General features: G+C 69.3%; 19 protein-coding genes and 2 pseudogenes. 15 read left to right on the top strand and 6 right to left on the bottom strand.

What is annotated here, in order from left to right:
* The first annotated feature begins 63 nt into the window (after positions 1-63).
* Positions 64-1,104, top strand: coding sequence for an Lrp/AsnC family transcriptional regulator (locus ATK30_RS00765; protein ID WP_101433796.1), 1,041 nt, complete (start codon positions 64-66; stop codon positions 1,102-1,104).
* A 918-nt stretch (positions 1,105-2,022) separates the two neighbouring features.
* Here the strand turns inward: ATK30_RS00765 and ATK30_RS00760 are convergent.
* A complete protein-coding gene (locus ATK30_RS00760) occupies positions 2,023-2,907 on the bottom strand; it encodes a LysR family transcriptional regulator (protein ID WP_101433795.1) in 885 nt (294 codons plus the stop codon).
* 70 nt (positions 2,908-2,977) lie between these two features.
* On the opposite strand from ATK30_RS00760, the gene ATK30_RS00755 reads away from it, so the two are divergent.
* The 3 genes from ATK30_RS00755 (at position 2,978) to ATK30_RS00745 (ending at position 5,972) form a co-directional block, all read left to right on the top strand.
* Positions 2,978-3,856: a Rossmann-fold NAD(P)-binding domain-containing protein gene (locus ATK30_RS00755; RefSeq protein ID WP_101433794.1), complete on the top strand. Its 879-nt coding sequence runs from the start codon at positions 2,978-2,980 to the stop codon at positions 3,854-3,856.
* The gene (locus ATK30_RS00750) at positions 3,853-4,722 is read left to right on the top strand and encodes an aldo/keto reductase (protein ID WP_101433793.1); all 870 of its coding nucleotides are present in this window, start codon (positions 3,853-3,855) and stop codon (positions 4,720-4,722) included. The genes ATK30_RS00755 and ATK30_RS00750 overlap by 4 nt, the downstream gene beginning before the upstream one ends.
* Positions 4,723-4,790: 68 nt before the next feature.
* A complete protein-coding gene (locus tag ATK30_RS00745; RefSeq protein WP_101433792.1) occupies positions 4,791-5,972 on the top strand; it encodes an aminotransferase class V-fold PLP-dependent enzyme in 1,182 nt (393 codons plus the stop codon).
* 11 nt (positions 5,973-5,983) lie between these two features.
* Here the strand turns inward: ATK30_RS00745 and ATK30_RS00740 are convergent, their stop codons facing one another.
* A complete protein-coding gene (locus ATK30_RS00740; protein ID WP_101433961.1) occupies positions 5,984-6,355 on the bottom strand; it encodes a winged helix-turn-helix transcriptional regulator in 372 nt (123 codons plus the stop codon).
* Positions 6,356-6,423: 68 nt separating this feature from the next.
* On the opposite strand from ATK30_RS00740, the gene ATK30_RS00735 reads away from it, so the two are divergent.
* The 10 genes and pseudogenes from ATK30_RS00735 to ATK30_RS00695 all read left to right on the top strand — a co-directional run bounded on the left by ATK30_RS00735 (position 6,424) and on the right by ATK30_RS00695 (position 15,471).
* The gene (locus ATK30_RS00735; protein ID WP_101433791.1) at positions 6,424-7,074 is read left to right on the top strand and encodes a nitroreductase family protein; all 651 of its coding nucleotides are present in this window, start codon (positions 6,424-6,426) and stop codon (positions 7,072-7,074) included.
* 237 nt (positions 7,075-7,311) lie between these two features.
* On the top strand, positions 7,312-8,187 hold the full coding sequence (locus tag ATK30_RS00730; protein ID WP_101433790.1) for an AraC family transcriptional regulator: 876 nt from the start codon (positions 7,312-7,314) through the stop codon (positions 8,185-8,187).
* Positions 8,188-8,248: 61 nt separating this feature from the next.
* Positions 8,249-9,778 carry a hypothetical protein gene (locus ATK30_RS00725; RefSeq protein ID WP_143271327.1) on the top strand — a complete coding sequence of 510 codons (1,530 nt, stop codon included), beginning with the start codon at positions 8,249-8,251 and terminating at the stop codon, positions 9,776-9,778.
* Positions 9,779-10,052: 274 nt separating this feature from the next.
* On the top strand, positions 10,053-10,613 hold the full coding sequence (locus tag ATK30_RS00720) for a hypothetical protein (protein WP_101433788.1): 561 nt from the start codon (positions 10,053-10,055) through the stop codon (positions 10,611-10,613).
* A gap of 504 nt (positions 10,614-11,117) precedes the next feature.
* A pseudogene (locus tag ATK30_RS45890) lies at positions 11,118-11,351 on the top strand (IS256 family transposase); the annotation flags it as partial.
* Between the two features lie 174 nt (positions 11,352-11,525).
* Positions 11,526-11,993 (top strand): cupin domain-containing protein, encoded by a 468-nt coding sequence (locus ATK30_RS45885; RefSeq protein WP_341867333.1) that lies wholly within the window; start codon positions 11,526-11,528, stop codon positions 11,991-11,993.
* A 5-nt stretch (positions 11,994-11,998) separates the two neighbouring features.
* Positions 11,999-13,237: an MFS transporter gene (locus ATK30_RS00710; protein WP_101433786.1), complete on the top strand. Its 1,239-nt coding sequence runs from the start codon at positions 11,999-12,001 to the stop codon at positions 13,235-13,237.
* A gap of 47 nt (positions 13,238-13,284) precedes the next feature.
* Positions 13,285-13,608 (top strand): DUF3870 domain-containing protein, encoded by a 324-nt coding sequence (locus ATK30_RS00705; protein ID WP_158242418.1) that lies wholly within the window; start codon positions 13,285-13,287, stop codon positions 13,606-13,608.
* Positions 13,605-14,477: an MBL fold metallo-hydrolase gene (locus tag ATK30_RS00700; protein ID WP_101433784.1), complete on the top strand. Its 873-nt coding sequence runs from the start codon at positions 13,605-13,607 to the stop codon at positions 14,475-14,477. The genes ATK30_RS00705 and ATK30_RS00700 overlap by 4 nt, the downstream gene beginning before the upstream one ends.
* Before the next feature lie 7 nt (positions 14,478-14,484).
* Positions 14,485-15,471: a quinone oxidoreductase family protein gene (locus ATK30_RS00695; protein ID WP_208637215.1), complete on the top strand. Its 987-nt coding sequence runs from the start codon at positions 14,485-14,487 to the stop codon at positions 15,469-15,471.
* Here the strand turns inward: ATK30_RS00695 and ATK30_RS47200 are convergent.
* A pseudogene (locus tag ATK30_RS47200) lies at positions 15,374-15,939 on the bottom strand (FAD-binding oxidoreductase). The gene ATK30_RS00695 and the pseudogene ATK30_RS47200 sit on opposite strands and share 98 nt — an antisense overlap.
* A 142-nt stretch (positions 15,940-16,081) precedes the next feature.
* Here ATK30_RS47200 and ATK30_RS00685 point away from each other — a divergent pair.
* Entirely contained in the window at positions 16,082-16,378 is a 297-nt protein-coding gene (locus ATK30_RS00685) for a DUF1330 domain-containing protein (protein WP_101433783.1), read from the top strand.
* Positions 16,379-17,046: 668 nt separating this feature from the next.
* Here ATK30_RS00685 and ATK30_RS00675 read toward each other — a convergent pair.
* From ATK30_RS00675 to ATK30_RS00665, 3 genes are all read right to left on the bottom strand, one after another.
* Entirely contained in the window at positions 17,047-17,817 is a 771-nt protein-coding gene (locus tag ATK30_RS00675; protein WP_101433781.1) for an amino acid ABC transporter ATP-binding protein, read from the bottom strand.
* Positions 17,818-17,890: 73 nt separating this feature from the next.
* Positions 17,891-18,700, bottom strand: a complete 810-nt coding sequence (locus tag ATK30_RS00670) for an amino acid ABC transporter permease (RefSeq protein ID WP_101433960.1) — start codon at positions 18,698-18,700, stop codon at positions 17,891-17,893.
* A gap of 38 nt (positions 18,701-18,738) precedes the next feature.
* Positions 18,739-19,572, bottom strand: a complete 834-nt coding sequence (locus ATK30_RS00665) for a transporter substrate-binding domain-containing protein (protein ID WP_101433780.1) — start codon at positions 19,570-19,572, stop codon at positions 18,739-18,741.
* Positions 19,573-19,685: the final 113 nt, after the last annotated feature.

Here is a 19,685-nt window from a genome sequence, read left to right as displayed (position 1 = left end):
GCACCCAGTCCGGTCACAATGCTCGCTATGTCACGGGAATCAGTCCGATCGCCGGATTCCGGCATGCGCCCGGCAGCCGCGCAGGATTCCGCCGATCTCAGCGAGGTAGACCTCGCGCTGGTCGAGGCACTCCAACTTCAGCCGCGCGCGCCGTGGACACGGATCGGGGCCGCTGTCGGGCTCGATGCGACCACGACGGCACGGCGGTGGCACCGACTAGCAGGACGTGGACTGGCCTGGTTGACCGCTTACCCGGCAGGCCCGGCGGCGACCATCGGATACCTGGACGTGTCCGTCCGACCGGACGCTCTCGACGACCTCACTGAACGCCTGTGTCGCTGGCCCTACGTGTTCAGCGTCGAGCAGACCACAGGAGGACACCAGCTCTTTCTGGGGGTCGCGGCCAGGGATCTGGCGGCCCTGGGTTCGTTCGCGACGCGCAGGCTCGGCACGCTCACGGGCGTGCGCGCTGTACGCCTCAGCGTGGGGACCCGGATCTATCGAGAAGGCAGCGGATGGCTGGTCCGTGCACTGGACGCCGAGCAACGTTCGCGCCTCGGAGCCTGCCCGTCAGCGGTAAAGCGCCACAGGCACCGCACCAACCACGAAACCGATCGAATGCTCACCCTGGCGCTGGGAGCCGACGCCCGACGCAGTTGCGCCGACCTCGCGCGGGATCAGTGCCTCAGCGAGACAGCGGTGCGTCGCAGATTGACACGCATGCTTGCCAATGGCGAACTGTACTTCCGCTGCGACATTGCCCAACGACACGCGGGATGGCACGTCACCGGCACATACCGCATCCGGGTTCCGGCCGACCATCTGGACACGGTGGCTCGCGACCTGGCCGCGTTGCCGGAAACCCGGCTGTGTGCGGCCGTCACCGGCGACTGCAACCTGCTGTTGCAGGTCTGGGCTCGCTCACTGGACGACTTCCAAGCACTGGAGGGCTGGCTCGCGCGCCGCCACCCAGCGGGGTCCGTTCTGGAGCGTCAAGTGAGCGTGCACACCGCCAAGCGGATGGGACGTCTTCTCGACTCCGAGGGATTGGCGATCGGTCAGGTGCCGATGACCGCCTGGTGCGGACCACACGACGCACAATAAGTCTGGGACACCACTACCGCGGTCCAGTGTGGACGGGCGAGCGGCACTCAGAACGCCCAGCGGGCGCCATGGCCAAGCGTCTCAGTGCTAGCGAAAGGATTGAGAAAAAATGCCTCCGGTGGTTCACTCGTAACTTCCCTGGCGGGTTCAGCGCCGACGGGGGAATGCTATTCCCGGTGCTCGGCTTGTCCTCGCTCGTGGAAGCTCGATATGGATCAACAGCCCAGAGCGCAGGCGGAGGCCATCGGATGCTCGCCGCATTCCGTCGCGCCGACATGAGTCACTGGAATGGTTCCGCCGATGCTGATTCACAATGGAGACTCACCTACGAGGTGACGAAAGCATGGCGAACCTGTCGAAGAGGTCAAGGTGCTCGATCGGTACCTGATGCGGGATCGACGTGATGCAAGCGCGGTCGCGACTGATCTTGCTCAAGCAACCGCAGGCTACGGTCACGAAATGTCCCGAACTTCAATGCAGACCTGCGTGCGATTCCAGAGCAGCGTCGCGAGACGGCTGCCAGGAAAAGTCTGGTCGAGGAAATGATGGAACTACTCGCAGCTCAAGCTGAGCAGGGTGTGCGCGATACTGCATCGATAGCAACGGACATCTCCGCTTCGGCGAACCTCCGGCAGGCCCTTTCCAACACGCGACTACAGAGGACTCTTTTTGGTGGTCGCCGTGGCCGCAATGGTCATATCTGTCGTCGCTCTTGTGGTCGCGATCAAGAGTATGCCGTCACATTAACTCTCGTACGCTGAAGTTGCCCGCGCGGTCAGTGTGGTCACAGGGTGTTTTCCGCACCCATCCATGCTCCTTGCCGCTCGGTCCAACGTCTGGCTCAGCCGGGGCGACCCGGACGCGCACCTCGCCAGCAGACCACCGTGACGGGCTTGAGCTCGAGTTGCCGACGGCCGGTCACACCTGTTTCAGCAGCGCCGTCCGGAGGGCGGCGGCTTCGGGGCTGGGGTGGTGGCGGGTGACGATGCCGAGGTGGCGGGTCGGGCGCGGGGGGTGGATGGGGATGGCGGTCAGGTCGGGATCGGGGTCGAGCGCGAGCTCGGGGATCAGGGAGACGCCGACGTGGGCGCGGACCATGGCCTGGGCGAAGTAGTAGTCGGTACTGCTGCCCGAGACGTGCAGCTCGAAGCCGGCTTCGGCGGCGTGGCGGTGCAGGAACTCGGTGGTCTTGGTGCAGCCGAGGACCCAGCGTTCCCCCGCGGCCTCGGTCAGATCGACGCCGTCGCGGCCGGCGAAGGGGTGGTCGCGGTGCACGACGAGCGACATCGGGTCCGCGTGCAGCGGGGTCCAGTCGAGCCGGTCCCGGTCGCCGGGGCGCAGCGGCAGGGCCCGGTCGAACCGGTAGACCAGGGCGAGGTCGGCCTCGCCTGCCCGGATCAGGGGGATGCTGTCCTCGGGTTCCCGTTCCAGGATGACCGGCTCGACGTCGGGATGGGCCGCGGTCAGCGCAGTGAGGGCGGCGGGCAGCAGCCGGCGGCCACCGGTGGTGAACGTGGCGACGGTCAGCGTCCGGCTGCCCCCGGCGAGTTCGGCCAGCCGGGCCCGGGTGGCGCGGAGCTCGGCGAGCACGGTTTCGGCGGTCTCGGCCAGCAGCAGGCCAGCCTTGGTGAGGCGGACGCCGCGGGGGCCGCGGTGGACGACTTCGGTACCCACCGACCGTTCCAAGGCGGCGATCTGCTGCGACACCGCGGACGGGGTGAACCGCAGCGCGGCGGCGGCCTTGCTGAAGCTGCCGTGCCGTGCGACCTCCTGAAGCACGCGCAAGCGCTGGACGTCGATCATCAGTGTTCCTAACAGCCCATTAAGCAAGTGATCACTTCTGCTTACCGCCGAGGTCGGCGATCGTATCCGCATGCGCAAAATCTGTGTCATCGGCGGCAACCGCTACTTCGGCCGTCGGCTGGTGCTGGACCTTCGTGACGCGGGTGCGGAGGTCACGGTGGTGAACCGGGGATCGGTCCCGGCTCCGCCGGGGGTCCGGCAGGTGGCGACCGATCGGGCGGGCCTGGCCGGGGCGCTGGGCAACGAGTCCTTCGACGTGGTGGTGGATCAGGTCTGCTACACCCCGGTCCAGGCCGCGGCGGCGGTGGCGGCGTTCCGCGGCCACATCGCCCGGTACGTCCTCACCTCGACGATCGAGGTCTACGACGAGCACGACGCGGACGCGCCGCTGCCGGAATCCGCGGTCGACCCGCTGCGCCAGCTGACGCGGCCGGAGCTGCCGTGGGCGACGCCGGGCTACCTCGAGGCCCACTACGCCGAAGGCAAGCGCCAGGCCGAGGCGGTGTTCGCGACGACGGCGCCATTCGCGTTCGTGGCGGTCCGCGCGGGGCACGTGCTGGGCGGTGCCGATTTCACCGGTCGGCTCCGGTACTACGCCGACGCCGTGCGGCACCGGCGCCCGGTGCCGGTCCGGTCCCGCAACCACCGGTCCTCGTTCATCCACCACGCCGAGCTCGCCCGTTTCCTGCGCTGGGCCGCGGAGGCGACATTCACCGGCCCAGTCAACGCCCGCTCGCACGGCGAGTTCGACGTCACCGAGCTGTGCGACCGGATCGGCGCGCAGACCGGCGCCCCGCCGATTTTCGAGGTGGGCGAGGGCGAGTCGCCGTTCGCGTTCGCCCGCTACTACGGGATGGCCAACGACCGGGCCGAGGCGCTGGGCTTTTCCTTTTCCCACACCGGCGACTGGCTGCCCGCGGCCATCGGCGAAGCCCTGGAGGCGGCGTGATCACCCGCGCGCTGGGCCCCTTCGAGGTCGGCGCCGTCGGCCTCGGCGCCATGCCCCTGTCCATCGAGAACCGCCCGGACCGCGACCGCGCGATCGCCACGATCCGCGCGGCGGTCGACGCTGGCGTCACGCTGATCGACACGGCCGACTCCTACCACTGGCACCGCGGCGAAATCGGCCACAACGAGGAACTGATCGCGGCGGCCTTGCGCGGCCGCACAACCGGGATCGTGATCGCCACCAAGGGCGGCCGCGGCCGCCCGGGGGACGGTTCGTGGACGGTCGACGCCTCGCCCGCGCACCTGAAACGGGCCTGCGACGCGTCGTTGCGCCGCCTGGATGTCGAGGCGATAGACCTCTACCAGCTGCACAAGCCGGACCCGAGGGTGCTGTGGGCGGAATCGGTCGGCGCACTGGCCGAGCTGCTCGAGGCCGGCAAGATCCGCGCCGCCGGCGTGTCCAATGTGGACTGCGACCGGATCCGGGAGGCGCACGCGCTGCTGGGGGATCGGCTGGTCTCGGTTCAGAACCAGTACTCACCCGCGGTGCGCGACGCCGAACCCGAACTGCGGCTCTGCGCCTCTCTCGGACTGGCGTTCCTGCCCTGGAGCCCGCTCGGCGGGCTGGCCCGCAGCTCACTCGACGGCTCGTCTCCTCTGTCCACCCCCGATCCGGCGTTCGCCGCGTTCCACGAGATCGCACGGGCTCGCGGGGTGAGCCCGCAGCAGATCGGCCTCGCCTGGCTGCTCGAACGCTCGCCGCGGATGATCCCGATCCCCGGCGCGAGCCGTCCCGAGACGGCTCGCGCGTCCGCGGCGGCGGCCGCGATTTCCCTCAGCCCCGCGGAGCTGGCCCGGCTTGGCTGAGCGGAACCACTTCAGGGGTCGAGCGGAATCGATGCGAACCGCCGCGTTGGCGACAAGAAGGAGAGCGAATGCCTGGTGAGACCTCGGCCCAGGGGCTGGAAATCCCGGATGCGGCTCTCGGACGGGCGTGGGCCGCGCGGCGGCCGCGGACGACGGGCCTGCACGTGGACACAGCGGCGTGCGGGCGCACCAGCCGTGCGGTCCGCGCCCGGATCGCCCGGCACCAGGCGGCAGAGGCGCGTCGAGGCGGGTATGTCGCCGAGGCGGACATTGCCGAGGAGTTGAGCGAGGCGCGTGATCGGCTGGGGGCTTTGCTCGGTTTCGCTGCGGACGACGTGGCTTTCACGGAGAGCGCGTCGACGGCGCTGGCGCAGTTGCTGGCGGCCTGGCCGGTGGAGGCTGGTGCGGTCGTGTGGGCGCCGCGCTCGGATTGGGGGCCGAGCCTGGCGGCGCTGGCCGACCGGGGTCTGCGGGTGGAGCTCCTGGAGGTCGATTCCCGCGGTGTCCTCGACGTCGACGCGCTGCGGGCGCGGCTGCGGCGGGAGCGTCCGGCGCTGGTGCACGTGACCGCGGCGTTGTCGCATCGGGCGGTGTTGCAGCCGGTCGCCGAGTGCGTCGCGGCGTGTGCGCCGTACGAGGTGCCGGTGGTGCTGGACACCGCGCAGGCGCTGGGGCAATTCCCGTTGCCCGCGGGCGCGGCGGCCGCCTACGGGACGGGGCGGAAATTCCTGTGCGGGCCACGCGGTGTCGGCTACCTGGCGGTGGCGGATCCGTGGCAGGCCAAGCTGGTGCCACGGGCTCCGGCGCTGGCGGCGCGGGCGTGGCCGGGGGAGCCGCGTCCGGTGCGGCGGTTGGAGAGCCGGGAGGCGTTCGTCGCCGGCCGGGCGGGTTTGGCGGTGGCTCTGCGGGAGTTCCACGAACTCGGCCCGGAGCGGATCATGCACCGGCTCGACGGCGTGGGCCGCGCGATGCGCGCCGCGCTGGCGGACGTCGCCGGATGGTCGGCGGGTGACCCGGCGTCGGCGCCAGGGGCGATCGTGGCGCTGCGTCCGGACGAACACGTCGATCCGGTCGAGGTGCGGGCCCGGCTGCTGCGCCACGGCGTGGTCTGCTCGGTCGCCGGGCCGGAACGCGCCCCGCAGCACATGACCGGCCCGCTGCTGCGGTTCAGCCCGCACGTCGACGTGCACTCTGGCGACCTCGTCCGGCTGGCCGGGCTGCTGGCTCGGTGCTCGGGCCCGGTGCGATGACGAGGCGGGGTTCAGCGGGCGCGGCGGGCGCGTTCGATGTCGTTGATGTGGGCCTCCACCCATTCCCGCAACGCGGCGATCGGGGTCCGCAGGCTGTGCCCGAGCGGGGTGAGGGCGTATTCGACCTGCGGTGGCACGGTCGGGTGGACAGTGCGGGTCACGAACCCGTCCGCTTCGAGCTGCCGCAGCGTCTGAGTCAGCATTTTCTGGGAGATGCCGTCGATGCGGCGGAGCAGCGCGGTGTAGCGCAGGGTGCCGTCGGCGAGGGCGTCGACGATCAGCACCGTCCACTTGCCGGCGATGTGGTCGAGGACCTCGCGCGTGGGGCACTTGGCCGAGTAGACGTCCGCGGGCAGGCCGCTGGACTCGACATAAACACTCACGGATGGATCGTAGCGCACCAAAAGGTGCCTACTTCCTATTCGGTTGTCACTCTCCGATAGTGAGATCCATGAGTTCACCACGACTTTCAGTCCCTGACGCGATCCGAGCCCGGCGCACGGTCCGCCACTACCGGCCGGACCCCGTCCCCGCCGCACTGCTGGAGGAACTGCTCGACCTGGCCGTCGAGGCGCCGAGCGCGTGGAACATGCAGGATCGCTCGATCGTCGTCGTCACCGGCGAGGCGGGGCGCGAGGGCCTGTCGTGGGCGGCGGGCGGGCAGCCGCAGCCGGCGGAGGCTCCGGTGTGCCTGGTGTTCGTCGCCGAGCCCGAGGCATGGCGGGAGGACCACGCCGACGTCGCGGAGCGGGCGGCGGATGCCGGTGCCTGGAACGCGGAGTTCGCGGCCATGTTCGCCTCCCGAGCCGAATTCCGCGATCTGGCCGACCGAGGACTGGTGCGCGAGAACGCCGTCAAGAACGCGATGATCTCCGCGACCTACGTCATGCTCGCCGCGGCGAGCATGGGCCTGGCCTCGGCGCCGATGAACGGCTGGGACCCGGCCAAGGTCAAGAAAGTGATCGGCCTCGGCGACCGCGACGACCTCGCGATCGCGGTGCTGGTGACGATCGGCTACCCGGCCGGTCCAGTCCCGCATCCCGGCCGGCGGCCCCGTGCGCGCAACGTCTTCTTGGAGCAGTACCCGAGCGGAACCGCATGACCGAGGCGCTCGTCGCGGTGGTGAAGATCCGGTCCGGATCGCGTGCCGAATTCGAGCGGGCCGTCCGGCGGCCGGCCACCGCCGCCACAGCCAAAAAAAGTGATCGGGCTCCCTGAGCGCGACGACCTGGCCGTCGCCGTCCTGGTGGCGACCGGCGCGGGAGGTGCCGCACTCCAGGGTGCCGTGGCCGCGTGCCCGAGGCCTCCACAGACCGGCTTTCGGGCGTACGGACGAGGCATGAAGGAACGGGTGACGGTGAACGGCTGGGACCTCGTGGCGCAGCGGTATGTCACGGAGCTGGACACCCCGACCGTGGTGCACGCCAAGCCGCATCCTGCCCTGCGCCTGGGCGTGGCTGGATACTTCGGTTACCGGACGGTCACCGCCAGGCCGGTGCGGCGGCGCCTGTTCCCCCGCGGCTACCTCACGGTTCTGTTCGATATCGAGGCGCCACGCCGGGTCGCGGCAGGGGCTCGCGATTCCCCGCAGGTCAGAGTCCCGGTCAGCGGGCTGCAGCGCCGCGCGCAGGAGTTCGACCAGGTCGGGCGCCACAGCGGGGTGGCGGTCGGCCTGACCCCGCCGGCCGCCCGTGCGTTGTTCCGCCTCGACCTGCACACGATCAACGACCGTCAGATCGAGCTCTCGGACCTCCTGCTGCCGCGGACGGTAAGGCAGCTGGTCGAACAACTCGCCGACGCCCCCGACTGGGCTGCCCGGTTCGGCCTCCTGGATGTGTTCCTGCGGAGCACCGGAGTCGCCGAACTGTCCGCACGGCATACCGGGGTGGAGGCGTGGAACCTCCTGCGCCACAGCCGTGGCCGGATACCGATCGCGCGGGTCGCCGAGCATCTGGGCATCACCACAAGGGCTCTCGAACAACGGTTCCTCCGCGAGGTAGGTTGCTCGCCAAAGTTCGCGGCGCGCATCCTGCGCTTCGAGCACGCCCTCGCGTTGCTCCAGGGCGCCCAGCGGATGCCGCTGGCGCGGATCGCCCAGGAGTGCGGATTCACCGACCAGGCGCATCTTTCCCGGGATGTGCGCTCACTGGCGGGGATCACCCCGACCGGGGTCCGGGCGCTGTCGGTCCCCGGTCGTGCGGCCCAGGGGACGTGACGTGAATCAGCGGTTCGCATTTGTCCAAGACCGCGCACCGTCCGCTGCCTACGGTCGGTTCGTGACACGAATCGACCGCAGAACAATGCTCCGCGGCTTGGCGGGCGCCACCGTCTTGATCGCGACCACCCAACCAGCCGAGGCGACGACCCGGTCCGCGCAGGCTGTCCAAGACCCGAACGCGCCGCAGGACAGCAGCACCGGCCTGGCCATGAGCGTCGGCACGCTCGACGTCACGCCGGACAGCAATCCCTGGATGGGCGGCTATGGCTGGTGGTTGCGCGCCAACAACGACCACCAGGTGGCACGGTCGCTGCGCGCGCACTGCGCCGTGATCTACGACAACGGCTCGCCGAACGTGCTGCTGCGGATCGACATCGTCAGCATCCCCCGGAGCGTGCATCAGCGCGTTCGCGACGGGGTGGTCAGCGCGGGGCTGGTCGACGCCAGCTCCGACTTCCTCATGGCCTCCAGCCACACCCACTCCGGTCCGATCATCGGCGACCGGCCGAACCCGGTGGTGTTGCTCGGGGTGGGGCCCGACGAGGTCAAGGTGATCAACGACTACACGGACCTGTACGTGGACGCACTGGTCGACCTCGTCCGGCAGACACGACAGGCGGCCGCCACGCCGGTGACGCTGAATTACGCCGAAGGAGACGCGGCCTTCGCCAAGAACCGGGATGACCTGCCCTACGTGTTGCCCAGGGTGTCGGTGCTGCTGGCCCGGCGGCAGAGCGACGGAAACCCCTTCGCGGTGCTGTTCGGCCATGCCTGCCATCCGGTGTCCCGCAACAACGACACCGTGTATGACAGCGACCATCCGGGATTCGCTTCGGAGGCGATCGAGAACGCGCTCGGCGTGCCCGCGCTCTTTTTCCAAGGCACCGCGGGGGACCTCAATCCGATCACCATGAGCGGCGACGCCGATGTGCAGAACAACGGGACCGTGCTGGCCGACGCGGTGCTCGACGTCGTACGCAACGGCAGCTTCCAGCCGGTCACCGGACCCGTCACCACCTCGCTCACCGAGATCCAGCTGCCCTTCACCGTGGACATGACGGATCCGGCGGCGGTCGCGGCCTTGCGTGCCAAATACCAGTACCGGGTGGACAACATCAAACCCGACGACACGGGGCCGGACGGTGCCGCGCGCCGGCACGCTCAGCTGATCATCTCCCAGATCGACGACGGCACGGTGCTGAAGTCCGTGCCGATGCCCATCCAGTGCTGGCGACTCGGCGGCCTCACCGTACTGGCGCTCGCCAACGAGGTGCTCAGCGGTTACGACATCGGCATTCGCGGGATGGGCGTGGCACCGCTGTGGATCATGTCTTACGCGAACGAGGTCAACTGCTACGTCCCGAGCGACGAGGTCTCCTGGGCAGGCCTGGACCGCAACTATGGTTACGAGGCCGGCTGGAACACCTGGTGGAGCGGCGACTCGACCATCGCCGGGGTCGGCACGGCAGCCTGCTCCTACGACCTGCCCGCCCCACTGCGGTTCTCCCCGCCGGGCACCTCGCCGGCCACCCCCGACAGCACCGAGGGCATCCTCATGGCCGCCTGCCGCGCGGTCCTCGGCGTCTGACCGCCCTCAAGCTCACCACCGAAGGACAAGCATGTTCCGATCACGGGGGGCAAAAAGCGCCTTCGGTGACTACAGCGGAGACCCGTCTCGGCAGCGACCACTGGAGCGGCACAGCGCCCTGGATCTCCATGGGCGACCTGAGCCGCACAGCGCAAAAGGCAGTGCGGCGACCGTGGCCTCCGCTCCACATTATTTCTCCATTCCCAGTGACAACTGAGTTCATTCCGCCGGATGTACCTGCCGGACAGAAGAGAAACAACAATGGAGGACGAACATGTTTCGACGACGCGGACGTAAGGCGACCTTCGCAGCAGCCGTCCTCGGAGTCGTGCTCGCCGCGACACTCGTCATCGCCCCCAGTGCATCCGCCAGCATTTACGGAACCACGGTCAACAAGTACGGCACCTGGATGCACGAGACCCCCTTTGTCTACTCGGCACTCGTGGGTCATGCGAATCCTGGTGACGACATCCAGGACCTCTGTTTCACCGTCAGTGACGGACACGTCTGGGATCTCACGGTGAATCGCACCGGCCTCGCCGGTGATCATTGGGGATACACCGTGTCGTGGATTTCCGAGGAGGACATCCCCACTGCTCCTCAGACCGACGACTGCGACCTCAGCTGGCAGCACGGTGCGGTGACCGCCGTCGATGACGTGCAGGCCCACTCCGCAGCCGTCGCCGATTCACCTGTTGTCGCACGCTTCCCGTATCAGGTCATAATCTACGTGTACGAGACCACATGGAACGACAACCGCCTCTGGGCTCTCTGCGAACTCGGCGGACATCACATGGGCTGGATCGACATCAACAACCTTACCTTCACCTCGTAATCAGCCTTGAGGGCACATTTCAGGTGGTGGGTTTGGCGAGTCGTTTGAAGCACGTAAGTACTGCAACGGTAGTTCGACCACTGGGGTCGGCACAGCGGTGTCGCGGTCGGATTGACTCCGCCGGCCGCGAACGCGCCGCTCGGTCTCGGCCTGGCGGAACTGTCGAATCGCCGAGTCGATCTCGGTGATTTCCTATCCAGGGCAGCCGTGGCTCTCCGGCCGAGCAGCTTGCCGAAACGTCCTGCTGGACCGGGCTGCCGACTTCCCATTGTTGTGGGGCGACATCGCCCGAAAACCACCGAGGGGCTGCCGTTGTCGTACCTGAATGGCTTGTCCAGCGGGGACTTCGTGCCCGCTGGGCCAGTGTCTCGCGTTCCGCGAAGGGCCTGTCCGCCGCGATGGTGCACGTTCGCCGAACGTTGTCTGTCCAGTGTGGACTGCGGGTGTCGGTGTGCGGACGGTATCCACGCCAACATCCGCCTGGCGGAACACGCCCCGCACCCGGTGAAAGCCTTCGAGACCGCTTACGGCGCCCAGTTCGCCGAGGCAGTCGCGAAGGTCACCGGCGACGTCGACGAGTTGCGGGCGTTCGACGACTGCCTGGCCGAGCACCGGGTCCGCTTACACACCACCAACCCGAACGAGTTCACCGCGCGCCGTCGCACGAAGGTGACCAAAGGACCGGGCTCGCGGGCCGCTTGTCTGGCGATGGCGTTCACGTTGATCGAGCCGGCCAGGCGCGAGGGCGGCTCTTGCTTCCGGCCGCGGCGCCGGATTACAGTCCACGCGTCAACAGATGACATCGACCGCGCGTCGGTGGCGGGCCGCCCCTCCACGTCGCCCTCTGTCGAGCCACCTCCCTTGACCGGTGTCGCAGCCGCGCCGCCCGTCTCACGCGTCAAGGGAGATGCGATGTCGATTCACGTGCCCGGCGACCGGGTCCCGGCCGAGACCGCGGACATGGGCGACACGTCGTTCACGACCCAAGCCGTCTTCGGGAACTCCTCGTCGCTCATGCTCGCGACCCGGCCGGCGGGCTACCACTCCCGGCCCCACACGCACGACTGCGAACAGCTCAACTGGCTGCGCGACGGCGAACTGTGGGTCTTCGTCGAGGACCGCGCGTTCCACCTGCGGGCCGGCGATTTCCTCCGCGTCCCGGCCGGCCGGATCCACTGGTCGTGGAACCGGACCGGGCGGCCGTGCACGCTGCTGGAGGTGCACACGCCCGGGTTGCAGGACGATCCGCTGATCAAGAGCTTCGCGGTCGGCCTGCACGACCCGGACGAGGTCCCGGAGTTCCTCGGCTCCCCGGTCAACGAGTTCCTCCCGGCCGACTCGGGGTTCGACACCGCGCCGGCCGAAGCGCAGGTGAGCTGACGGCCATGAGAACCGCGTTGACCGGACGGTACCGGTGGGTCGTGCTCGGCGTCCTCTGGCTCACCCTCCTCGTGTCCTACTTCGACCGCGTCGCCCTCGGTTCGGCGCTTCCGTTCATCAGCAAGGAAATCGGGCTGTCGCCCGCGGTCGCCGGCGTGGTTTCCGGCGCGCTGTTCCTCAGCTACACGATCGTGCAGGTGCCGGCCGGCGCGTGGACGGACCGGTTCGGGCAGCGGCGGGTCATCGCCGCGGCGATCGCGTGGTGGACCGTCTTCAGCGTGCTGACCGGCGTGGTCGCCGGCAGCCTCGCCGCACTGCTGGTCGTCCGCCTGCTGATGGGCGCGGGGGAAGGGTTCCACGCGCCCCCGCTGTGGCGGGCGCTGTCGAACTGGTTCGAGCCGGGCCGGCGTTCGCTGCCGCTGGCCCTGATGCTCACCGCGCTCACCCTGGGACCCGCGCTGGCGCCTTCGATCGCGTTCCCCCTGATCGCGACGTGGGGCTGGCGTTCGGTCTTCTACGCGACGCTGGTTCCGGGCGTGCTGTGCGTCGTGCTGGTCCTCGCGGTGATGCGGGACGCGCCCGGGCGGCGGAACCTGGTGACGCGACCGGCGCCGGAAGCCGCGCGACGGTCACGGCGGTGGTGGGTTCCGCACATCTGGCTCACCTTCGGCGCGTTCTTCTGCTTCGGCTTCGTCCTGTACGGCCTGATGAACTGGCTGCCGACCTACCTGCTCACCTACCGAGGGCTGACCCTGCTGCGGGCCGGGGTTTTCTCGACGGTGCCGTTCCTCGCCGGGACGGTGGGCATGCTGCTGGGCGCGTACGTCTGCCAGCGGTGGTTCAACCGGTCGCGACGCGGGTTCGTCGCGGTCACCTACCTGCTCACCGCGGTCACCGTCGCGGCGACCGCGACCGCGCCGGACGCGACCGCGTCCGCGGTGTTCCTGACCGCGTCCGGCTTCTTCCTCTACGCGGGCCTGGGGCCGTTCTGGTCGGTGCCGATGGACGTGGTGCGCCCGGGCGAAGTGGGGACGTGGCTGGGATTCATCAACATGGGCACCCAGCTCGCCGGCCTGCTGGGGCCGGTTGCGATCGGCTGGATCGTCCAGGCCAGCGGCTCGTTCACGCTCGTGTTCGCCGTGATGGTGGCGGCCATGGTCGCGGGAGCGGGGTGTCTCGCGCTCGCCCGCCCGAAGCCCGCGGCGGAGGACAGCCCGGCCGAGCTGGCGCGGGCACGGTCATGACCGTCCACATCGAGCACCCGGGGCCTGTCGGGTGGGACAATCCCGCGATGACAGCGGCAGGCAGTCTCATCGTCGTCGGGTATGCGAAGGTGGCCGCGGCTTCGGCCGCGCACAGCGCGCACGAGCTGTTTTCCGTGTGCCTGCGCGTGGACCGGCGGACGCACACCGTGATCGAGGCGGAGGCGACCGCGGCGACGGCCGTAGTCCGGCAGTGGGTGGCCGAGTTGCTGCTCGGCGCCGACCTCTCCGCCGATCCGGCGCCGATCCTGGCCGTCGTCGAGCAGAACTACCTCGGCACCGGCGCCGGTGCCATCCGCCAGGCGATCTCCGACGCCTGGCGGCGCTACGCGCGGCACCGGGAGGGTCGATGACCTTCGAGATCCACCGGCTGAACTTCGGGTCCGTGGTCATCGACGAGTCGATGCGGCTGCGCGGCATCCCGCCCGGACGCCGGATCGCGGTGCCGGCACAGGGTTTCCTGCTGTTCGGCGACGGCGGGCCGGTGCTCGTCGACGCCGGCTACCGCGATCCGTCCGTCCTGGGCGCGGGCGGCGAGATCGGTCCCGGGCAAGGGTTCGAGGAGCAGCTGGCCGCCCACGGGCTCGAACCGGCCGACCTGACCTGCGTGATCATGACCCACCTGCACCGCGACCACGCCGGGCACCTGCACCGCGTGCCGATGTCCGTGCCGGTCGTGGTGAACCGCGGGGAGCTCGGCGGCGCCTGCACGGGAATCCAGGGCCGGGCCTACGCCAAGGACGACCTGCTGCACCTGATCGAGCGGCTCTACACGCCGGGGGCGCTGCGGTTCCTCGACCTGGAGCCGGGCGGCCCGGGCGAGACGCTCTTCCCCGGGATCACGTGCCGCCTTTCGGGCGGGCACACGCCGGGCTCGATCGGCATCGTCGTCGACACCGCGGAGGGCGAGGCCTACCTGTGCGGTGACCTTTTCTACGACGTCGAAGGCGCGTTGCGGAACCAGCCGCGGGACGGCTTCGTGGCGGGAGTCCAGCCGACCTTCCTCGTGCCCGGCGATCCGGCGCTGAGCAACAACTTCACGACGTCGGTGGTGCAGGAGATGCGCGCGGTGAAGGCGGCTCGCCGGTACCGCTTCATCCTGGCCGCGCACGACGATCCCGGCGTGCTCGAAGGCGGCCGGTACGTCGGGCGGGTTCTCGGCGACGTCGTCCCGGGCCCGGTGACTCCGGCGGGCCCGGATCCACGTGATTCGGAAAGGTGAGGGCGCAGTGAGAGCGTTGTGCATCGCGGGGCCGTCGGCCGACGCGACGACCACGTCGGTCGCCGAGGCGGAGCGGCCGCGGCCCGGGCCGGGGCAGGTGACGATCGCGGTCGGCCACGCCGGGATCAACTTCATCGACGTCATGGCCCGCCGCGGCGACCCGGGCTACGCGTCCGCGTGGCCGTACGTGCCGGGGCTCGAGGTGGCGGGGACCGTCGAAGAGATCGGCAGCGGCGTGGACCACGTCCGGCCGGGGCAGCGGGTCGCCGCCTTCACGCCGGGTGGCGGGCTGGCGGAGGTGGCGGTCGCGGAGGCCGGCGTCACGGTGGCGGTGCCCGACGGCGTGTCGTCCGCGCAGGCCGCGGCGGCCCCGCTGGTCGTGGCCACGGCGGTGCTGCTGCTGACCGACCGGGCGAGGCTGCGGCCCGGTGAGTCGGTGCTGCTGCACTCGGCCAGCGGCGGCATCGGATCGGTGCTCAGCCAGGTGGCGGCGGCGCTCGGCAGCGGAACCCGCGTGGGCACGGTCGGCAGGCCGGACAAGATCGAAGCCGGCCGGGCGGCGGGCTGGGACGAGGTGTTCGCCCGCGACGGGAACCTCGCGGCGGCGATCCGCGGGGTGGCGCCGGACGGAGTGGACGTCGTCCTCGATCCGACCGGAACCGGGCTGCTGGAGGTGGATCTCGACGTCGCCGCCCCAGGGGCGAGGATCGTGCTGTTCGGCAACGCGGCGGGTGGGGCGCCCGCACCGTTGCCCCCGGCGGGACGGCTCATCGGCGGCAACGTGGGCGTGATCGGCTTCAGCATGAGCAGGCTGACGGCGACGGCGCCGGGGGTGGCGGCCTCGGCGCTGGAGCGCGGGCTGGGCATGATCGCCGCGGGCGAGATCCGGCCGCCGATCACGGTGGTGGAGTCCCTGGCGGCGGTCGGCGAGGTGCATGACTTGCTGGCTCAAGGGCGCGGGAACGGCAAGTACGTGGTGCGGGTGGCCGGATGATCGGCTTGGTTACCCTCGTCCGGGCGTGCCTGCGCGGCGGTTCGGGTGGCAGCCCCACCGCCGTCCTAGCCGACGCGTCGCTGACTGACGCCGAGCATCGCCAGGTGCCCGGCCCGAGGATCTCGGCGGGATCGAACGCCTGCTTCACCCGCCGTATCAGGGCTGTCGCTTCGGCTCCCACTCGAGCTGCAGGAAAGACGCGATGTTACGACCTGTCGTGTGTTCCGCCTTGAGCGTTCCGTCGAACGCCCCTGCCGCCATCGCGCAAAACCCTTGCATAAACGCGTCGCACCGAGTTAGGTCAGCCGGCTTCGAAGAATCGAATGCGAGCAGGAAATGAAGGTTTCCGGGTGCTGTGTGCCCACGACAGCTGCGTCGAATCCGTGGCGCTGCTGAAGCTTCGTCAGCGTCGTCCCTGAGGGCGCGCTTTGTCCACAGTGGAGACCGCGAAAGGTCGTCGCCGCGCATCGCTCGCACCCGGTCGTAGCGGGACGCGAGCTACGCCTGGCCGCCGTCCCGCGACGGGCAGGTTCGGGTGCAGGGGAAGACAGCGCGCCGGCCAGTGACCTGAGTATGTTCCTGACCATCAATTCCGAACACAGGAGGGACCGTGGCCAAGGGCTACTGGGTCAGTGTCTACCCCGCCATCGAGGACCCCGAAAGGCTTGATGCTTACAACAAACTGGCCCGTCTGGCCGTCAAAGCCGCAGGCGGGCGGGTGCTCGCCCGCGGCGGCAGCCGGGTCGTCGGATACGAAGCCGGAATCGCCGAGCGCGTTGTCCTGATCGAGTTCGACACCTTCGAGCAGGCGGTCGCCGCACGCGCGAGCGCGGCCTACCAGGAGGCGCTGGCCGAACTCCCCGACGGCTTCGAGCGCGACTTCCGCATCATCGAAGGTCTCGGCTGACGATCGGGGACGCGTCGGCGACGAACCCGAAGCCTTTGCGTAGACGACCCCCGCTCGTCAGTGCGCCGCACCATCGCGAACAGCGTCAGGCCAGTGGCATGGGCGATATCCAGTCCGGCGACGGTTCCCGGGAGCGCGGACCTCGGCCTCGACGTCGGCGGGGCGCTCCGGTTTGGTGCGGATGGGACGACGGCGGCGGTCTGGCCGCAGATTGTGGACGGGTTGTTGACGTTGGCGGTGCGAGCAATTCCTTTGCTGAGGATGGTTTTGCCGCTGCTGCCGTGGTTCTTGTCGTCGTCGGGGGGGGAGAGAGGTCAGCTGCCGAGAAGCGGGGCACGTGCCCGAATCTCCAGCGGAAGGTGATGTCGGCGATAGAAAGGTCATCGACGGGGACTGCCTTCTGCAGGCGATCTTCTCAAGCAGCACCGGAAGAACCGCCGCGCCGACGTCCACGGCTTCCGGCGGCGCGGGGAACGATGCGCTGGTCGTGTCGAGAGTCTCTTCGAGCCGGGAGGTGGTCCGGTCGCCGACCTCGGTCAGGATTCCGCGGCCGAACGGGGCCGGGAGGCCGAGTTCGGCGGTCATCGTGGCGGACTTGTCCGGGAGGTGTCATGGTTGGTGCCGATCAGGATCCCTGGCGCGTCATGGAACCGGACGAGCGCGGCGGCCTAGGCCGTTGTCTCCGCGACGGGGTCCGCGGCTTCGGCATGGATCACCCGGGCGAGGAACGAGCGTGTCCGTGCCTGTCGGGGATTGCCCAGCACTTCCTCCGGCGCGCCTTCCTCCACGACGACCCCGCCGTCCATGAAGACGACACGGTCGGCGACGTCGCGGGCGAAACCCATCTCGTGGGTCACGACCATCATCGTCATGCCGTCGTCGGCGAGGCCGCGCATCACCCGCAGCACGTCGCCGACCAGTTCGGGGTCGAGGGCGCTCGTCGGCTCGTCGAACAGCATCAGTTCCGGGCCCATCGCGAGCGCGCGGGCGATCGCGACCCGTTGCTGCTGCCCGCCCGACAGCTGTGCCGGGAAGCTGCGTTCTTTGTCCGCCAGGCCGACCCTGGCGAGGTTTTCGCGGGCGACGCGGTCGGCTTCGGCTTGCCCGCGTTTGAGCACCTTGCGCTGCGCGACAGTCAGATTCTTCAGCACGTTCAGGTGCGGGAACAGGTTGAACTGCTGATAGACCATGCCGATCCGGCGCCGCACCCGGTCGATGTCCACGTCGGGATCGGTGATGTCGACTCCGCTGACCAGCACGCGTCCCGCGGTCGGCTGTTCGAGGAGGTTCGCGCACCTCAGCAGCGTCGACTTGCCGGATCCGGACGGGCCGATGACGCACACCACCTCGCCGGGCGAGATGCTGAAGTCGATGCCGCGCAACACCTCCAGCGGGCCGAACGATTTGTGCAGGCCTTGGATTTCGATCGCTGCTGTCATGTCGGCTCCCGTGCCTTTGCCGGTGCTGGTGGTCCGGGTCGGTCGTGTGCGGAGGGGGAGGGCCGCCATCCTCTCACCGCGCCTTCGCGTGCCGGGCTTCGAGCCTGCGCACCAGATAGCCCAGCGGAACGGTGATCAGCAGGTAGCACAATCCGGCCACGAAGATCGGCGTCGTGTTGGCCTGCTGGCTGGCCAGGTCGCGACCGAACTTGGTGAGTTCCCGCTGTTCCAGCGTGACGCCGAGGAACAGCACGAGAGAGGAGTCTTTGAACAGCAGGACAAGCTCGTTGGTCAGCGGGGGCACGATGATCCGGAACGCCTGCGGCAGCACGATCGTCCGCATGGCGGTGCTGTGGGACATGCCGAGGGTGCGTGAGGCTTCCAGCTGGCCGCGGGGGACAGCCTGGATTCCGGCGCGGATGGTCTCGGCCATGTAGGCGGCCGAGACCAGGCCGAGCGCGCAGGCCACCTGGCCGTATGCGCCGCCCGGGAACGTCATGCCGGGAAACGCCAGTGGCACCCCGACCCCGACGAAAATGAAGATGAGCAAGGCGGGCAGCCCTCGGAACAGTTCGATGTAGGCCATCGCGACCCACCGGTACGGCCCGACCGAGGACAGCCGCATCAGCGCGATCAGCAGTCCGAGCACGAGGCCTACCGCGAACCCGCTGACCGTGTAGGTGACCGTGTTCAGCAGCGCGACCGTGATCAGGTCTGGGAACAATTCCTTGACCACGGCCGGATCCAGGAACTGCTGCCCGAGCCGCTGCCAATCCGCCAGAACCGCGACCAGGACGAGGACCACGCCGAACACGGCGTACTGGACGGTGCGCGCCGCCCGCTGCCTCCGCCGAGGCGACCACCGGCTCGCGCCGCTCGCCAGCCGGGGCGCCTCCGGCGCTTCTTCGTCGACTCGGGTGCTCACGAGGCGTCCGCACCTGCCGGCATGGGGCCGACCCACTGCTCGTAGAGCTTTTTGTACGTGCCGTCCTGCTTCGCCTGGGCGATGGCCTTGTCCGTCAGCTGCAGCAGCTGCGGATTGCCGCCTTTCTTCACCGCGAAGCCGTACCGCTCACCGGTTTCCAGGTTGACCGCGAGCTGGAATTTCTGCGCGGTCGCCGCGTCTTTGAGCCAGTTCTGCACGACGGGGAAGTCCTGGATCACCGCGTCGACCTGCCCGGTGCGCAAGCCGTTCAGCTCGGCGTCGGAGCTTTCGAACGACTGGGAGTCCACGCCGTGGCTGTGGGCGAAATCCTCGCCTGTCGTCGAAGACTGGGAACCCAGCTTGAGGTGCTGGCCCTTGAGATCCTCGAGCGAGGTCACGGCGAGCCCCTTGCGCACCAGTACCGCCTGGGTGGCGTTGAAGTACGGGACGGTGAAGTCCAGGTTCTTCTTCCGCGCGTCGGTGATCGTCATGCCGGCGGCTGCGACGTCGCATACGCCGGCGTTCAGCACCGCGCCGGTTTTGATCGTCTCGAAGGGCTGGTCCACGATGACCTGCTTGACACCGAGCTTCGCGGCGACGAGGTCGATCATCGCCACGTCGAACCCGACTACCTTGTTGTCTTTTTCGTACTGGAACGGCGGATAGGGGAGGTGCGTGCACGTGGTGAGCTGACCGGCCTTGACCAGCTTGACGCCGTCGGCCGTCGTCGTGCCGGCGGAGCCGGACGAGCAGGCGGAGGCCAGCACGGCGAGCGCGCCGGCGAGGGTGGCCGTCGTGATGCGGGCGAATGGTCTACGGGAGAGCTTCATCGAAGTAGCCTTGCGTGCTCGGGGAGCGCGGGCCGCTCCTGGCCGGTATGCGGTGGAACGAGGCGACGGGCTGGGTGGGCGTCTCCTGTGCGGGGCGATTTTGGGTTGCGCAA

The sequence above is a fragment of the Amycolatopsis echigonensis genome (assembly GCF_002846615.1).
GTDB lineage: Bacteria > Actinomycetota > Actinomycetes > Mycobacteriales > Pseudonocardiaceae > Amycolatopsis > Amycolatopsis echigonensis.
Note: the sequence above shows the minus strand (reverse complement) of the source record. Positions and strands in the feature narration are given on the sequence as shown.